This is a genomic window from Enterobacter sp. Ap-867 (genome assembly GCF_011752855.1).
Classification (GTDB): Bacteria; Pseudomonadota; Gammaproteobacteria; order Enterobacterales; family Enterobacteriaceae; genus Cedecea.
Genome location: NZ_VWWS01000005.1, coordinates 302,151 through 316,185 on the forward strand (window position 1 = coordinate 302,151; position 14,035 = coordinate 316,185).

15 protein-coding genes are annotated in these 14,035 nt (G+C 47.9%); 2 read left to right on the top strand and 13 right to left on the bottom strand.

The genetic code is table 11. The features are described 5' to 3' along the window. Position 1: 1 nt before the first annotated feature. Genes F3J26_RS14265 through tssB form a run of 13 tightly spaced genes read right to left on the bottom strand, consistent with a single transcriptional unit; the run spans position 2 to position 12,081 of the window. Positions 2-613, bottom strand: coding sequence for a DotU/TssL family secretion system protein (locus tag F3J26_RS14265; protein ID WP_166994490.1), 612 nt, complete (start codon positions 611-613; stop codon positions 2-4). After that, on the bottom strand, positions 613-1,965 hold the full coding sequence (tssK, locus tag F3J26_RS14270; protein WP_166994493.1) for a type VI secretion system baseplate subunit TssK: 1,353 nt from the start codon (positions 1,963-1,965) through the stop codon (positions 613-615). Before tssK ends, F3J26_RS14265 begins: the two co-directional genes overlap by 1 nt. A gap of 1 nt (position 1,966) precedes the next feature. Continuing rightward, a complete protein-coding gene (tssJ, locus tag F3J26_RS14275; RefSeq protein ID WP_166994495.1) occupies positions 1,967-2,578 on the bottom strand; it encodes a type VI secretion system lipoprotein TssJ in 612 nt (203 codons plus the stop codon). Next, on the bottom strand, positions 2,578-3,636 hold the full coding sequence (tssA, locus tag F3J26_RS14280; protein WP_166994497.1) for a type VI secretion system protein TssA: 1,059 nt from the start codon (positions 3,634-3,636) through the stop codon (positions 2,578-2,580). Before tssA ends, tssJ begins: the two co-directional genes overlap by 1 nt. Positions 3,637-3,648: 12 nt before the next feature. After that, positions 3,649-3,948, bottom strand: a complete 300-nt coding sequence (locus tag F3J26_RS14285) for a PAAR domain-containing protein (RefSeq protein WP_008455956.1) — start codon at positions 3,946-3,948, stop codon at positions 3,649-3,651. Further along, entirely contained in the window at positions 3,948-4,397 is a 450-nt protein-coding gene (locus F3J26_RS22875) for a DUF6931 family protein (RefSeq protein ID WP_008455958.1), read from the bottom strand. The genes F3J26_RS14285 and F3J26_RS22875 overlap by 1 nt, the downstream gene beginning before the upstream one ends. Before the next feature lie 9 nt (positions 4,398-4,406). Then, on the bottom strand, positions 4,407-6,386 hold the full coding sequence (locus F3J26_RS14295; RefSeq protein ID WP_166994501.1) for a type VI secretion system Vgr family protein: 1,980 nt from the start codon (positions 6,384-6,386) through the stop codon (positions 4,407-4,409). Further along, the gene (gene tssG, locus F3J26_RS14300) at positions 6,380-7,342 is read right to left on the bottom strand and encodes a type VI secretion system baseplate subunit TssG (protein ID WP_166994503.1); all 963 of its coding nucleotides are present in this window, start codon (positions 7,340-7,342) and stop codon (positions 6,380-6,382) included. The genes F3J26_RS14295 and tssG overlap by 7 nt, the downstream gene beginning before the upstream one ends. After that, complete coding sequence (gene tssF, locus F3J26_RS14305) at positions 7,333-9,132, bottom strand: type VI secretion system baseplate subunit TssF (protein ID WP_166994505.1); 1,800 nt, start codon at positions 9,130-9,132, stop codon at positions 7,333-7,335. The genes tssG and tssF overlap by 10 nt, the downstream gene beginning before the upstream one ends. Next, entirely contained in the window at positions 9,125-9,547 is a 423-nt protein-coding gene (locus tag F3J26_RS14310) for a GPW/gp25 family protein (protein WP_166994507.1), read from the bottom strand. Before F3J26_RS14310 ends, tssF begins: the two co-directional genes overlap by 8 nt. Before the next feature lie 46 nt (positions 9,548-9,593). Beyond that, entirely contained in the window at positions 9,594-10,076 is a 483-nt protein-coding gene (locus F3J26_RS14315; RefSeq protein WP_166994509.1) for a hypothetical protein, read from the bottom strand. A gap of 41 nt (positions 10,077-10,117) precedes the next feature. Further along, a complete protein-coding gene (tssC, locus tag F3J26_RS14320; protein WP_442892752.1) occupies positions 10,118-11,581 on the bottom strand; it encodes a type VI secretion system contractile sheath large subunit in 1,464 nt (487 codons plus the stop codon). Between the two features lie 11 nt (positions 11,582-11,592). Continuing rightward, positions 11,593-12,081, bottom strand: a complete 489-nt coding sequence (gene tssB / locus F3J26_RS14325; protein ID WP_166994513.1) for a type VI secretion system contractile sheath small subunit — start codon at positions 12,079-12,081, stop codon at positions 11,593-11,595. Positions 12,082-12,610: 529 nt separating this feature from the next. Between tssB and F3J26_RS14330 the strand changes: the two genes are divergently transcribed. Next, positions 12,611-13,417 (top strand): winged helix-turn-helix domain-containing protein, encoded by an 807-nt coding sequence (locus tag F3J26_RS14330; RefSeq protein ID WP_166994515.1) that lies wholly within the window; start codon positions 12,611-12,613, stop codon positions 13,415-13,417. 3 nt (positions 13,418-13,420) lie between these two features. Next, positions 13,421-13,882, top strand: a complete 462-nt coding sequence (locus tag F3J26_RS14335) for a YqeJ family protein (RefSeq protein WP_166994516.1) — start codon at positions 13,421-13,423, stop codon at positions 13,880-13,882. The last annotated feature ends 153 nt before the right edge of the window (positions 13,883-14,035 follow it).

The window sequence follows — 14,035 nt, forward strand, 5'->3', positions numbered from 1 at the left end:
TTCAGGACATATCGTAAAGGGCGAAAAAGAGAATCGAATAAAGCAGGAATACGCCCAGCGCGGCCAAAAGAAGCGGGCGCAGCCGCTGGGAGATGGAGGTGGATTTTGGCATTCGTTCCGGCATGATTTCCGCCTCATTCGGCCATTTTTGCCATTTTTCGGGCAAGCAAAGTTTTCGCTGTTCTTCGATCACGATATGAAGAGGCTGTTTGTCTTCAGACGTGCTGTACTGGCCCTGAAAACCTTGCTGCAGGCAAAAGAGAAACACTTTGCGTGCCTGGCTATACGCGGGGTTAAGCTTCTCAAGCTGAGTAAAAAAAAGTTCTCCTGCCGTTGTGATATTTAAATACTTCCGCTGCAGCAGCTCACTTCTCCAGTGATGCCGCCAGGGAATGTCAGAACTGAGAATGGCTTCATCCAGCCAGGCGATAACGGCGATACGTGCCGCTTCTTTTTCATCCCCGCAGGTATCCTGTAACGCAGCGTCCTGTTCTGCTTTTTCGAACAGCTTGATGCAGAGCTGACGGCTTTGCTCATAGTCGGTCAGCTCGTTTCCCCCCGTGATATGTAATACCTGCTTGAATACCGGAAGATAGCTGTCAAGGAGCTGCATTATTCCGCCCCCATAAAAATCACCTGAACCACAAGATCGTCGGGAGCGTCATCCCAGTAAAAAACAATATTTTTTTGATTTTCAATGCTTTTCCATAGGTCATCTTGCTTTTGTATCATGAAGTAGAAAGCATCTTTACGGTTAGGTACGCCTCGTGGGGTTGGCGTTAGCCGGGAAACTGGAATGCCCGGTAGGGCATGCTGAATCAAGGTGTGAATGGCCGATTTTGCGGCAACTTTAAAGCTTGAACTGTCCGGGTTGGACGCGGTTTCTGAACTCAGCATTAAGAGAACATTGCCGGTTTTTTCCCACGGTAATGCCTGCAAATCGCCGTAAAAAACGCGCTGCTCGTCTGCGACTAACGACACCCAGGTGTTGTCTTCTAACGTCAGGTTATTCAGAAGGGCAAGAATGAATTTTCTGGCGCTGGTGAAGCAGGCGCAGAGGTTGAAATGGTCGTACGGCAGTAAAGGGGTTTCACCTTCCCACTCACCGTTGAAAGAACACTGCTCGCTAAAGCTGGAGAGCTCACCGATAAGCTGCAACAGCTGCCCATAAATGTGCCATGGATGCATGGAGGATACGCGGCAGCAATGCTGTAACAGAGGAAGAGCGCGGTTTAATGAACGCATGACCAGCAGTTGGGTCATGTCCCCCGAGCTGGCATTTTTGAGCTGATCCGAACGTTTGTACTCCGCTAGCTGGTGCGCGCGATTAGCCAGTTCAGCATACAAACCGTCCAGGAGCGTTTTTAGCGCCGGCGACCCATTCAGCGTGATTACGGGAGGCGCAAAGTTTGGATCGATGACTACCCTGTCATTTTCATAGCGAAGCCTTAATAAAGGTAAAAATTCGCAGTCGACGACGGAGGCTTTTTCATCGTCACTAAGGATCTGAACATTATATAAAATTCGGGATACGCTACATTCCGGGCCGTTGAAGTAAACGTCTTTCATGACATCTTCCTGGCGAGGTTTTAGCCATCGACTGTTGGGGGAGTCCCCAACATTGGCATGGCCTGGATCGAACCGGCGTAAAGCTAGCCAAAGCGTGAAGGGCTTTTCAATTTGCTTCCAGGCTTCACGGAACATGCGAGGCTGTAAAAAGCAATTTCCGGGATATTCGAGATAATCACCGGACGGCAATATAGCCTGCAATCGGTCTATCTTGAGGGTGAAGTCCACCAGTGTTTCAGGATTGAAATCACAGTGAATAAGGCCGGTGTTCCAGGGTTGCGACAGCTGGCGATGCCGCGCCAACATATAGTTGTGGTGTAAATCGACCGACTGTAGATGCTGTGGCTGAAGGTACACGCCGGAGTACCAGTAGATCTGTTGAAGTTCTGGATACACGTTATTCTCCTGTGTCCGTTGGCGCGGTGTTATTGAGCGTGAAGGGGGCTTTTTCTGCCCCGGAGAACTGGCTAATACTGTCGCTGCCAAGCCGAATATTCAGCGTGACGGGGGTCAGATGTGCTTGCCAGCCAGGCCGCAACCAGCCTGATTTTGTGCTGGTGACGGGCACGGGTACGAGGGCCATATGCTGACTCTGTGGAAAGGGGTAATACCCCGCCACGATGGCAAAAAAGCGCGTATTCTCGCTGCGGTCTATATGCAGAGTGGCGTTTTGCCCCGGCATGGCGGCGTAGCGATCTATCTTGAGAATGTCGTTATGGCTGCCGGCGGCACGGAACAGGTTTTTCAGCGTCAGGGGCGTTGAAAATAGCTGTGTTAGCGTCTCAGCCTTGTTTGCCTGAATAATCAAAACGGTGCAGCTGTTTGCAATCCCATTCAGAGAATTGAGATCCGGATCCGCCTGAAGTTGCACCGTGATGGCCCCGGATGAAAAAGGTGCTTTAACCTGTTCTATAGCCAGTTTTTTAGATGCCTGTGAGTCGGCATCGGCAGCGCAGCCGCTTAGTAACACGACGGAGAGGAGCGCGATTAATATGGTTGCTCTGCGCATCAGTCCACTTTTCCTGTCAGTACATTATTGATTTCCCTGATACTGCCGCTGTCTTCGATCATTTCCTGCAGCCAGTCAGTTAGCGTCATGTTTGCCCAGCGTGCGGCTCTTTCCATCAGGAAAGGAACCGGGCTGGAGGGTTCTGACTGGCGAAAATAGGCCGCGATCGCCAACATTTGGCTGATGGCAAGCTCACGGCTCATTGCCTGTGGTGAATGGCGCACTGGCGCTTCTGTTGACTGCGGCGGAGAGTCTTCAAGAACTTGGGTAAGCGTGAGGGCTTCATCAGGAAGTGGGATCGCACGCTGTGTCAGGCGCTGAAGGTAGTCTCTAAGATCGCTCAGCGTTTGGCGGGTTAGGGTAAATAATTCCCCCTCCTGATCCTGGCTCAGCGAGGCATAGCGACTTTCCAGCGATTTCAATAGGGTGGTGATTTGTTCTACCCGAGCGGCCTGCTGACTGATTTCAATGGAGGAAAATGCGGTGGCCTGTTTGTCAAAGGTCGCCATCGTCAGGTCCCCTTCTTGCTCTATCAGCGCATCAAGGGACTCCGGGTTGCTATTGATTTTGTGTTCAAAGGCGAGGATTTGCCGCCATTTTGCCAGGGTGGTGTTGGTCTGGCGCAGCATCGGCTGGGTAAATAAAATTTGATTGAGCTCGCGATCCAACCGCACCAGCTTGCTACGGCGGATGGTGAGACCTTCTTCTTCCAGCGACGGCCAGCATTGATACCAAAAGCGAGTCATGAACTCACTCAGAAAATCAATACTGCCCAGCAGGCCTTCCAGCCCTTTCTGGTGGCATGTTGCTTCGACAAACCAGCACGCAAGCTGCAGATCTTTACTTTGTTCCGCCAGCGCTTGTTCACTCAAGGATTGAACAAGATGCCAGTCCGCCTGGCGAGGCTCGCTTACGGCCCAATCACCTTGGGGAAGATCGTCCTCATCGCTTTCTCGCGCCTCGCGGATTTGGTCGAAGACGGGTTCATACTCGAGGTGATTTCCCATAGGGTTGTCGAGCGATATTGGTGCCAGCAGAGTTGAAAAATCTGACTGCATAGAGAACCTCAATTATCCAATTAATACTTTGGGACATCCGGCCACGATGGTGCCGCCGTGGGCACAGCTATCGCCCATACGCGCTGCTGGTTTTTTGCCGATCAGCACCTTTGTGCTGCCCATCACAATGGAGTCGACCGGGCCTATGCAGGTTGCCATTGAACCTACCGTCGCCGCGGGTAACCCACCGATCAACACGGTGGGAGCGCCGGGGGGTAAAATGGGGCCGCCTACATGAGGCAGAGGCGGGAGACCCGGTGCGACCATCGGGCAGACATGCATGTCAGAGACGCGGGCTGCAGGTTGAGCCATCAGGAAGCCTCCTTAGTCAGGCATCGCTGTATAAGGTGACGAGCGCCTTCAACGGGAGTTTCTCCCAGCTCGACGGCCAGCATAACGAGCGCGCACTCAAGCATCCGGGAGGAAAGCTGCGGCTCGGGATACACCGGGGGCAGATCGTCTGGGCTCATGCTACCGTTGGCCCAAAACAGCGAAAGTGCCAGGGCACCTGTGGGGGAGTTAAGATCCTGGCTTTGAGCCTGTTCAAAAATACGCCACCTGCGCGCGTTATCGTACTGGCTAAACTGCTGATTCATCTCGCTAAGGAGTGGATGTAAGCTCGGCGGAACGGCTTCGCGAAGCAATGCGACGAGCTGCGAACCGAGTCGATTGGCGGGCAGGGAATGTGCCCAGCATGTTAGAGCCTCCTCCCACCGACCTTCCTCCAGCAGCTTGTCTGGATTGAATTCGTTCTGTGTCATGGTTTGTTTTTATCCAATGTTGATAATGCCGCCAGAGATAGTGGTCATGCCGCTGCCAGAAACGGTGGCCATCGCGCCTTTAAGTTCGACGGTTCCACTGCCTTCAACTTTCACCATGGCGCCTTTCAATTCAGCGCCAGCGCTGCTTTCAACCTTGAATGCTGCACCGTTGATGGTGATGCCACTGGTTGAAATGGCTATCTTGTTGTTGCCGACTTTTAGTTCGATAGACTGTGTGGATTCAATGCTTAGCGCTTTCTCCACTTTGACGCTGCCACTGCCGCCTGCGACGTCCAGGATGTAGTGGCCATTTTTAATTTTGGTGGTGATGTTCCCGCTGATTTCCTGTTGCCAGTTCCCTTTTTCCAGGGTGAGGTTCAAATTTCCCTCTTTCAGCAGCAGCAGGTCATTACCTTTGGTGAGTTCGGTGCTGCGGTTGGCTGCGATGGTGCTGGTAACATCATTTTTAACGGTCAGCTCGAGATCCTTCTGAGCGACAATGGTCATTAACTCTTCGCCCTTTTTGTCGTCGAAGCTCAGGCGGTGCCCGTCTTCGACGCTGCCTTTTGTTGCACTGCGGGTCACGAATCCGCTCTGTGTTTTTTGCGCCGGCAGGTCGAAAGGTGGTTTGTTTTGACCGTTGTAGACCGTACCGGTGACCAGGGGATAATCGGGATTTCCCTGGATAAAGCTCACCAGAACTTCGCTACCGACTCTGGGAATAAACTGCGCCCCAAACTTCCCACCGGCCCAGGTTTGCGCCACGCGCACCCAACAGGAACTGGCATCGTCGTTTTTGTTTTCTTTATCCCAGGGGAACTGGATTTTGATACGGCCATACTCATCGGTGTGGATCTCTTCCGAGTCGGGGCCGACGACGGTGGCCGTCAGAATGCCTGGGATTTGAGGCTGCTGGTGGAGAAAAGGGGGATGCCAGGGCTTGTCGGCGTGGGTGGCTTCAATCTGGCATTGGCTACTGCTGCTGCCATCAAAATCATTGCTTACCACAATGCTTATCGCGTGGATAAGGTATGCCTGGTCTCCGGCGGGATGTTCTTTAAGATCAAACGTTTCCCCTGCATTTAACCAGTGAGCCTGCACTGTTGCAGAAAAGAACTGATTATTGGCTTCATAGGCCGCAAGGGTGTTTTTGGCTTCCTGAGTAATCAGCGCGCGTTCACCCTGCGGGGTGATGTCGACAAACATGACGGACTCGTTGTTAGCCGCTTTGCCGCTGGTTTTTTGTAGATCTTCAATTGCAGCAGACTGCTGCATATTGACGCCATGCAGCGCCACGCCTCCAGGAAGCAGCGTTGCCGAGGACTCAAGTTTGGTAATGGTGCCCTCAGAAATCACATCGCCATGATGGTGCCAGAGTAACGCTTTTCCAGGCGTCGGCTTATGGCCGGCTGCGTGATCGGTCAGGACTAAGGTGTGCCCGCTTTCACTGTGTTTGAAGTAGTAGTAGATCCCTTCGTCTTGCAAAAGCCGCTGAATAAAGTCAAAGGCCGATTCGCGGTATTGCACGCAATATTCGCGTTTGTCATACGTGCCGTTGAGCTGAAGGTCTAGCTGGCTAATCTTGTGTTCATTGAGCAAGTCATGAACCAGATCCGGTACGCTGATATTTTGCCAGACGCGCATTCCCCGGCCGTGTTTCAGCTGAGAAAATGCAGGCTCCAGCGTCAGGATGCATTCGCCTTCTTCAGATGTGCGTTGGGCATAGCGAATCCGGGTCACAACGCCATGCAAAACGCGCTGGGGGAGTTCATTACCGCCGCCCCCTATCTGGCAGGAAACTTCCTGCCCGTGCCAGCGCAGTAATTCCGCTTCCTTTTTATGCGTCAACGAATGGAGTTCGTATTCATAAGGAACGAACAACGACTCCTTTCCAGCCAGAGAAACGAGGCGCAGGTCGTTGGCAATATCCCCATTCCACCGAATGAATTGGTTTTCCTGATCCGTTTTAAGTTGATTGCTATTTAACATGAAGTACATCCTGATGAGAGGACAGGGGCAGGGAGCCGTACCAGATGCAAGTGCGACTCGTTATTTTGTCCAACGCAGAGATCTAACCCTAAGGCACTCATACCAAGCCCACGCGGCGCCAGGTTGGCGCTACTGATTACCAGAGAGACAGAGAAATCCACCACGGGACCGACATAGTCCCGGATGCAAGACCAGACGGCCTTTCTGGCCTGGCCTGAAGAGGCAAACTGGCGTGATACTTCTGGTGACATGGGGCCAAGTATCACGTCGAAATGGGAATGGACTTCGAGGCGCGCGCTTCCAATCATTGGCGCCGTGGATAATGTTTGGGTTGGGTTATTCAGTTGGCAGCGCTCTTCTTTTTTCACTTCGCGCCATCCGCCAGTGAAGGGCACGATGCTGGCCTCAACGCCAAATCTTTGGCTAAGCCAGCGCTCAAGATTCACCATTGATCTCACGGGGGATGAAAAAAGAGGGGCATGCATTGTTAGCGCCTGCGCGTTAGCTTCAGCCTGCAGGCCTGTTAACGAAAGCAGCGCAAGCTGCAGCGGTTTTTCCTCTTGAGATTCTGCCTGGGCGCAAAGGTGATGCTTTTGCCATGCCAGGTAATCAAGGCAGTAAAGGCGGTGCCCGAAGAGGTCGATAAAGGCTTTAGCGCTGAGATCGCTGTAACGGTACTGGCGTTCAATCATCCATTCCGTATACGCCGTTGGAAGTGCACCCATTGCACCCGTTAATCCGTTGATCCAGGTACTAACTGCGATGGGGGCATCATGAGAGGCCTGACTCAGGGCTTCGACTTGCCCATCGGGTGCATCCATCGAAAGCGTGGAGGTTATTCGCAGTTTTTCATCAAGCAGCTTTTCATCAGGAATATTGCCCTTTCTCAGCTTACGTAGCAGCAAGCGGATCTGCTGGTACCAGTTGAATTTGCTGATAACGGGGATTATAGCCATGACAGTCTCCCCGCTCTCACGGGCCAGATGCGCGTGGTTTGTGATTCTTGTTCAATGACGGTTGTCAGGCGGGTGAAGCTGTTGACCGGTGCGTAAAGCGCCAACAGGCGATCGAGTAAGCAGCAAAGCAGGTAATAATCGGGTTCTCCCAACGCATCGTGGCAAAACGTCAGGGATATTGATATTCCCCGTGCAAGCGAGTGAGGATCGTTGCTAATCAGCCTGGCCGTCACGGGTTCACAGGATAAGTGCTTTATCATATTGACCAGGCGGGCTTTTTCGGTGTCTCCTGCAATATTGTAAAGTGCCAGCATATCTTTCAGGCGTTGAGCCCCATGCGCGCCATCCAGCAACTGATGATTGAGTGAAAGCTGTGAAAGGAAACGCCAGCGTAGAGCGCTTTTTTCCAGTGGGCTTATCGGGCTGGTAGGGTGCGTGAGGCAGGTAATCTTTAATCCTGCAATGGGGGCTGAGGAGTCAAAATCGCCCTCATGATGACCATACTGCAGTTGATGTGGCAGCGCGTGGTTAGTACAGGTTGTGTTGATAGTAATAATTTCTGGGCTTTCAGAAGGTTGACGCGTTTTGTGTTCGCAAAATGCGATAAAGTGTTTTAATTCCAGACTGTTTCCGGTGGGGAGTTCACGGCGTAATACCTGCCAGCTAAGTCCAGCGTCCTGCTCGTTGGCGGAGGCAACGTGGCTCTCTAAGAGAGGCTGCACGGGCAGATGTTCAATACTGTTATTCACTTTCCGCTGCAGGGAAACTTGATGCACTGCCCACACATGAATCTGATTTTGATGACGAGCATCGGGCACAATGGGATAGTCTGGCTGGCTATTGGTCAGCGTGATCGGTTCTGCTCGCTGCGGAAATAGATTAATGGCTGGCGTGCAGTTGAGGCGGAAAAAGTTTTTGTCGACTAATCCGGCCAGTTTTTCCAGACGTTCAGTTAATGCATTCCGTTTTATTACTGCCTGTAATTCAAATACCCCATTGCCCTGTACGCTGAAGCCATCAGGAAGCTGAATGTCGATAAAAGAGAACTTCTGTGGAAACCAGAAATAATCCATTAATAAGATATGAATGGGGGCGATCCGGGGATCTGGCGTGAGCAGCGCTTCACCAGCATCAAATCCCACTGAGGACAATACATGGGGCTCTAAAGATATGCTGATATCATTTTGGCGGAGAAATAACCTTTCAACCTCAGAGCAGAGTAAAGTGTAAAGCGTATTTACGGCATTAACAGGACCATGCAGATAAATACGCACTCGCTCGTTAGCCAGTTTTGCTCCAGGCCAAACCTGGAAAAGTAATTGTAGCTTCCAGCTTAACGCATCGCTGTCAAAACTAAGTTTTGCCTCGTTAACAGACAAAGGTAACAACGTTACCGGATAGATTGTTTGAAATTGATAAGGCAGCTCTGGGCTTTGTCGTGTAAAAAGAGACGTACCTGCATCAAACCTATTTTTGTCAGTAATCCCGGAACGCAAAGTATCCGGCGTGATCGTTACAATACACGTTGACGGTAATGTCCGTAGAAATTGAGGTGCAAGGGTGTTGAGTAATGCATCAACAACTTCGGGGATGTCATCATCCAGCCGTTGATGGATGCGGGATGTTAATAGTGCAAAAGACTCAATGAGGCGACTGATATGAGGGTCTTCTGACTCACCTTCAACAAATCCGAGACGACGCGCGATTTTCGGAAAACGGTATGCAAAAACCTTTCCGTGTTCCTTTAAAAACCGAAGTTCTTTCTGATAATAAGAAAGTAATTTATTCATGGAGATAAAATCTTCCGTTACAGTCGTCCCATTCCAGCTCGAAGAGCACAGGGGATTGATCGTAATATCCTTGCAGCGTGAAAATAATGTTTTGGTTATTGCCCGTATGGCTTGCTACCGAAATGCTTGTCAGACGGGGTTCAAATCTGTCAATAGTATTCATTAAGCGTTTTTCTATTGTTGATTTACGCGTATTTACTTCATGTACTCTGCTGAATGATTCGTCTATGCCATAATTTAATATCGATGCGTTAACATACTGGACCGTTTCAATGTCCGGAGTGCGTGAGCGGGAAGTCAGCAGCATCATCAACTCTTTTAATAATGTATCCTCTGGCCTTTCTTCACAGTGGTAATCATCCTCAAGTTCAAAAGGATGATTATCACTGAGTCTGGAAAGAAGCGAAGGTATCATTATGGCGTTCCTGTTCCCACCCATAGGGACTATGGGCGGGAGAATTTTATTTCAGCACTTTTTCTGGAATGCTATATTTAATCGGTCCAATCTTATCGAGGCCCGATTCTGTAGCATTGGCAACGTTAAAGACAACTTCAACCATTCCTTCAAATGAGAAGGTCAGGTTAATGAAAAGTTGGTCACGCATTTCAAAGCTAAGGCTTTGAATTGTACAGGTGGAATATATGGCGCGCTGTATTTCATAGTCTGCGTCAAATTTATCAGAACCACGGTGTACGATGGTAATCGTTACGTCTTTGTGACCTCTTTTTAGATAGTTTTCAAATATCTTGCTGGTTTCTTTCGTTACCAGAATAGACATCTGAACGGAGTCAAAATAGGTTCCGTCAGGGCCAGAAAAAGTATTCAGGCCAGCAGGGGCGTAGCCCTCCATCCATTTGCTGTATTTCTTCTCTTCTGAAGAGCCTGCAATGGTTTTTCCATCAATCTTAACTTCAATAAATTGGCAATCTTGCAATTTAGCCATAAAAAACTTCCTCTAGTGGTGATATTAACAACATGAGATAATTAGCCCGCAGCAGATGGCAATTCAGCTACCAGGCGTAGAGACATACTTAATCCCTCAAGTTGGAAATGAGGTTTTAACCATGCAATTGCTTTGTAGGTACCCGGTAATCCTGGTACTTCTACAACATTAATTTGGGCTTCACGGAGTGGAAAGCGTGCTTTGGTTTCAGGGCCTGCATTATCTGAGGCGACGACATATTGCATGATCCACTTCTGCAAATATTCCTCACATTCACTGCGGGACATAAAGCTACCGACTTTGTCCCTGACGATAGATTTGAGGTAATGCGCAAAACGGGATGTCGCAAGCAAATAAGGTAGTTGGCTTGATAGGCGAGCGTTGGCATTTGCTTCATCGGAGTTGTAAAGACGTGGCTTATTAATAGACTGTACGGCAAAAAAGGCCGCATAGTCGGTGCCTTTACAATGTACTAAGGGAATAAAACCAAGATCGGACAGTTCTTTTTCGCGACGATCGGAAATGGCTACCTGCGTTGGGCACTGCAAAGTGCGCTCTCCGCTTTCAGAAACATAGGTATAAGCCGGCAGTGACTTAACCAGTCCGCCACCTTCTACACCACGAATGGATGCACACCAGCCATATTCTTCAAATGATTCAACAATACGACCCGCGAGTTCCCACGCGGAGTTAATCCAGAGGTAATCCTGTCCTGCGGCGTCTTCCTTGATGGACTCTTCAAAAGTGAAAGTTTCCGCCGGGATTGTTTTTGTACCGTAAGGGAGTCGGCCAAGGACGCGAGGCAGCGTAAGGCCAATATAGCGACTGTCGTCATTTTGACGGAAAGAACGCCAGCGGGCGTAGTCGGTGGTGTCGAACATTTTTGCAAGATCGCGCGGGCGTGGGATCTCCGAGAAATCATTCATTGACAGCATGCCAGGGGCTACGGCGCTAAGGAACGGTGCATGTGCGGCAGCGGCAACGTGCGAAATTTGCTCCAGTAAAGAGATGTCCTGAGGGGTATTGTCGAACTGGAAATCACCGACAAAGGCAGAAAAAGGTGTGCCACCAAATGTGCCATACTCACTTTCGTAAACACACTTAAAGAGCATCGACTGGTCAAAATCACTGGCGGATTTAAAATCTTTAATCAGATCCTGCTTGGTACATTGCAGCAAGCGAACCTGCGTATTTTCAGTTACGCTGGATTGGATGAGTTTATGCAAACCGCGCCAGGAAGATTCTTTTTTCTGAAACTCTGGAGCATGAATAATTTGGCTCACTTGTTCAGACAGCAGGGCGTCAATAGCGGCAATTCGCTGTTCAATACTGCCAATCAGATCGCTGGAGATAACAACTTCGCCGGAAAGGACTTCGGACAGGAAATTATTCAGCTGAGACTTCATACGGTCGCGGTCGGACTCACGACGAATAGCCTGGGTATTATCGATAACCTGATTAAGATAATCATCGTTAAACGAGGATTCTACCACTGCTTCCTGCATTTGTTCGGTGCTCATTCTTGATCGTCCCCACCTATCTCAGTTTTACCTGCTAAGGTATTTTGCTCTGTAGCCATTTCCAGGAGTTGTTCTTTTAGACGTTCATTACTTGCAGCCCGATTTTTAAGATCGCTAAGCTGCTCACGTAAATCCATGAGCTTTTTAAGCGGTTCTACCTGGCGTACAACATTGTCTGGAGAAAAATCATCAATGCTATTGAAGGTCAGCGAAACGGCCAGTTTTCCATCCGTACCTGTAAGCGTGTTATCCACCAAAAACTCAGCTTCAGGTTTCATTGAACGCATAACCTCATTAAAGTTGTCTTTATCAACATTAATGAATTTACGATCTTTCAATGTATCGGAACTTTGGGTGAAATCACCCATCACACCCACAACCAAAGGGAGTTCCTTTGCTGTTTGTGCATCACCTATTTCAACATCATAGGTAATTTGTACTCGCGGTGGGCGAGCTTTATCCAATTTATGTTGTGTATTGCTCATAAGTTTATCCATTAAATAAAAGATTGAGTGTTAAAACATTATTTAGCAAAAAAAGCCATGCAGTTAGCGTCAAGGCCGTTGGAAGCCATTTCTTAAATGCGGTGCTATGAAAGAAAACACCGATGACAAACAAATATTTAACAACTCTACTGAGGTTTTTATAGCTAAATCCTCAGAATCAGAATCATGAAATGATATTGCTATGATCCTTATTTATCATGTCTGTGACCGGCAAGTGCAATCGCCATTATCCGTTAGTTGGGAAATTAGACAGGAAGGTGTATTTCTTAGCAATGAAAATGTTATTAATTAATCATTATTAATCAAAACAGTAAAAATGAATGGGTAGGAAATTAAATTTCCGCTCTTAATTAAGATGGGCCTTAACTTGTTTAGCTTTTTGTCTTTGTGTTAAGATCATTATTTGGGTATGGTCCTTTCTCCGGTACTGTTGCCTATTGTGGTTTCTCATAATTGAATAGTACACGGAGTTGAATACATGCCTATTGGAGACTAAGGATAAGTGGAAATGGAGCAGTGTAGCTCAAGTGGTTCATATAACTATATGATAAATGATGAGATAATCTTCAATCCTGATAAGCGAGTTTTGTATCGTGTGGATGACGAAGCCAATGTTGAAACTCTTAATACCCCCACAACAAAATGCTTTCTTTTGCTAATATCACGCAACGGAATCGTTGACCAGGCAACTATATACTCATATGTCTGGGGTGAAAATGAGAGCATGATCACACCCAACAATCTATATCAAAATATTTCGCTCATTCGCCGCGCGCTATCAAAGTTAAGTCCAGGTCTCAATTTAATAAAAACAATCCCCAGAATAGGTTTTTCGATAGATACCGAGATAAAAGTTGAAAAAATTCCTTCGGAGAAAGTTGAGTATGATGAAAGCCATGAGCGCCATGAAAATCCGATAGAGGTAAAAAAAGAGCCAGCTCCTGGTGTTAATGTTGCTGCAAGCGACGTTGTAAAAAATAAAATGCTCCATCCTATGGCCATCATTTCATTGGCTGTCTTGACTACCATTGCCTCGGCGTTATTTGTTTCCAGTACATCACGTCAGTCTTCGTACTTTCTTAGCTATCATGCGTACCTTAATAATGATGGATGCAATATATATACCTCAGTAACGACACAAAGAGATATCAAGTTTGTTACCGATAAGTTAATCAGCAAATGTGAAAGAACGCCATGGAATTATGTTTCCTACAGTAATCTATTTTCTGATATTTCTGTTATTTCATGTGCGCAGCCGCTGGGAAGCAATAAAAAAAATAGTTGCAAGTCAGCTTATTTTTTTGTGGGGAGTTGATGTGTGAATAATAGACGATATTTAATGATGATATCATTTCTTGTTTTTTTACTTATTGTTGTCATCTCGGTGGGCGTGCTACGGCGTTATCATGCCAATCACTTTAGCTGTAATGGGGTATATTCTGTATCTTACAATGACGTTGTGCTTCATGCTAATGCGCGAATGACATTTTCCGGCAGTGAAGGAACGGCTGTTCTAAGTGGAGTACTCGAAAGTGATTCAACTAAAGTCAGTAATATTGTTATTTCTACAATGTTTGATGTTAAGAGGGTTAAAGAATCATTTGTACTGACTGCAACAAAAAATACAGTTGAACTAAGTGATGAAAAAGAAAAGATTGAAAGGATTTTGCCGGAGTTTTATTATAATAAAGGGTCGAGTGTGATTTATGATATTCTTCCTCAGGGAGACGATTACCTTTTTTTAAGAGGAGGGATTCCGGTATTTTTCTGCAAGCGATAATATAGCCCCATTCATTTATAGTTCAGGCTTTCTTAAAAAAATACGTTATGCCACCTCAAGCGTGGGGTGGTCTTTTCCTATATATTTAATTTTTATTTAATAGTGATGAAATGGTGTTGCTTAATGTTAAATTAGAATGTCATTGTTATTCAG

Bases quoted from the DNA above. Each gene is read 5' to 3' on its own strand.
- F3J26_RS14265 (WP_166994490.1), bottom strand. From the start codon at position 613: ATGCAGCTCCTTGACAGCTATCTTCCGGTATTCAAGCAGGTATTACAT.
- tssJ (WP_166994495.1), bottom strand. From the start codon at position 2,578: ATGCGCAGAGCAACCATATTAATCGCGCTCCTCTCCGTCGTGTTACTA.
- tssA (WP_166994497.1), bottom strand. From the start codon at position 3,636: ATGCAGTCAGATTTTTCAACTCTGCTGGCACCAATATCGCTCGACAAC.
- F3J26_RS14285 (WP_008455956.1), bottom strand. From the start codon at position 3,948: ATGGCTCAACCTGCAGCCCGCGTCTCTGACATGCATGTCTGCCCGATG.
- F3J26_RS22875 (WP_008455958.1), bottom strand. From the start codon at position 4,397: ATGACACAGAACGAATTCAATCCAGACAAGCTGCTGGAGGAAGGTCGG.
- F3J26_RS14295 (WP_166994501.1), bottom strand. From the start codon at position 6,386: ATGTTAAATAGCAATCAACTTAAAACGGATCAGGAAAACCAATTCATT.
- tssG (WP_166994503.1), bottom strand. From the start codon at position 7,342: ATGGCTATAATCCCCGTTATCAGCAAATTCAACTGGTACCAGCAGATC.
- tssF (WP_166994505.1), bottom strand. From the start codon at position 9,132: ATGAATAAATTACTTTCTTATTATCAGAAAGAACTTCGGTTTTTAAAG.
- F3J26_RS14310 (WP_166994507.1), bottom strand. From the start codon at position 9,547: ATGATACCTTCGCTTCTTTCCAGACTCAGTGATAATCATCCTTTTGAA.
- F3J26_RS14315 (WP_166994509.1), bottom strand. From the start codon at position 10,076: ATGGCTAAATTGCAAGATTGCCAATTTATTGAAGTTAAGATTGATGGA.
- tssC (WP_442892752.1), bottom strand. From the start codon at position 11,581: ATGCAGGAAGCAGTGGTAGAATCCTCGTTTAACGATGATTATCTTAAT.
- tssB (WP_166994513.1), bottom strand. From the start codon at position 12,081: ATGAGCAATACACAACATAAATTGGATAAAGCTCGCCCACCGCGAGTA.
- F3J26_RS14330 (WP_166994515.1), top strand. From the start codon at position 12,611: ATGGAGCAGTGTAGCTCAAGTGGTTCATATAACTATATGATAAATGAT.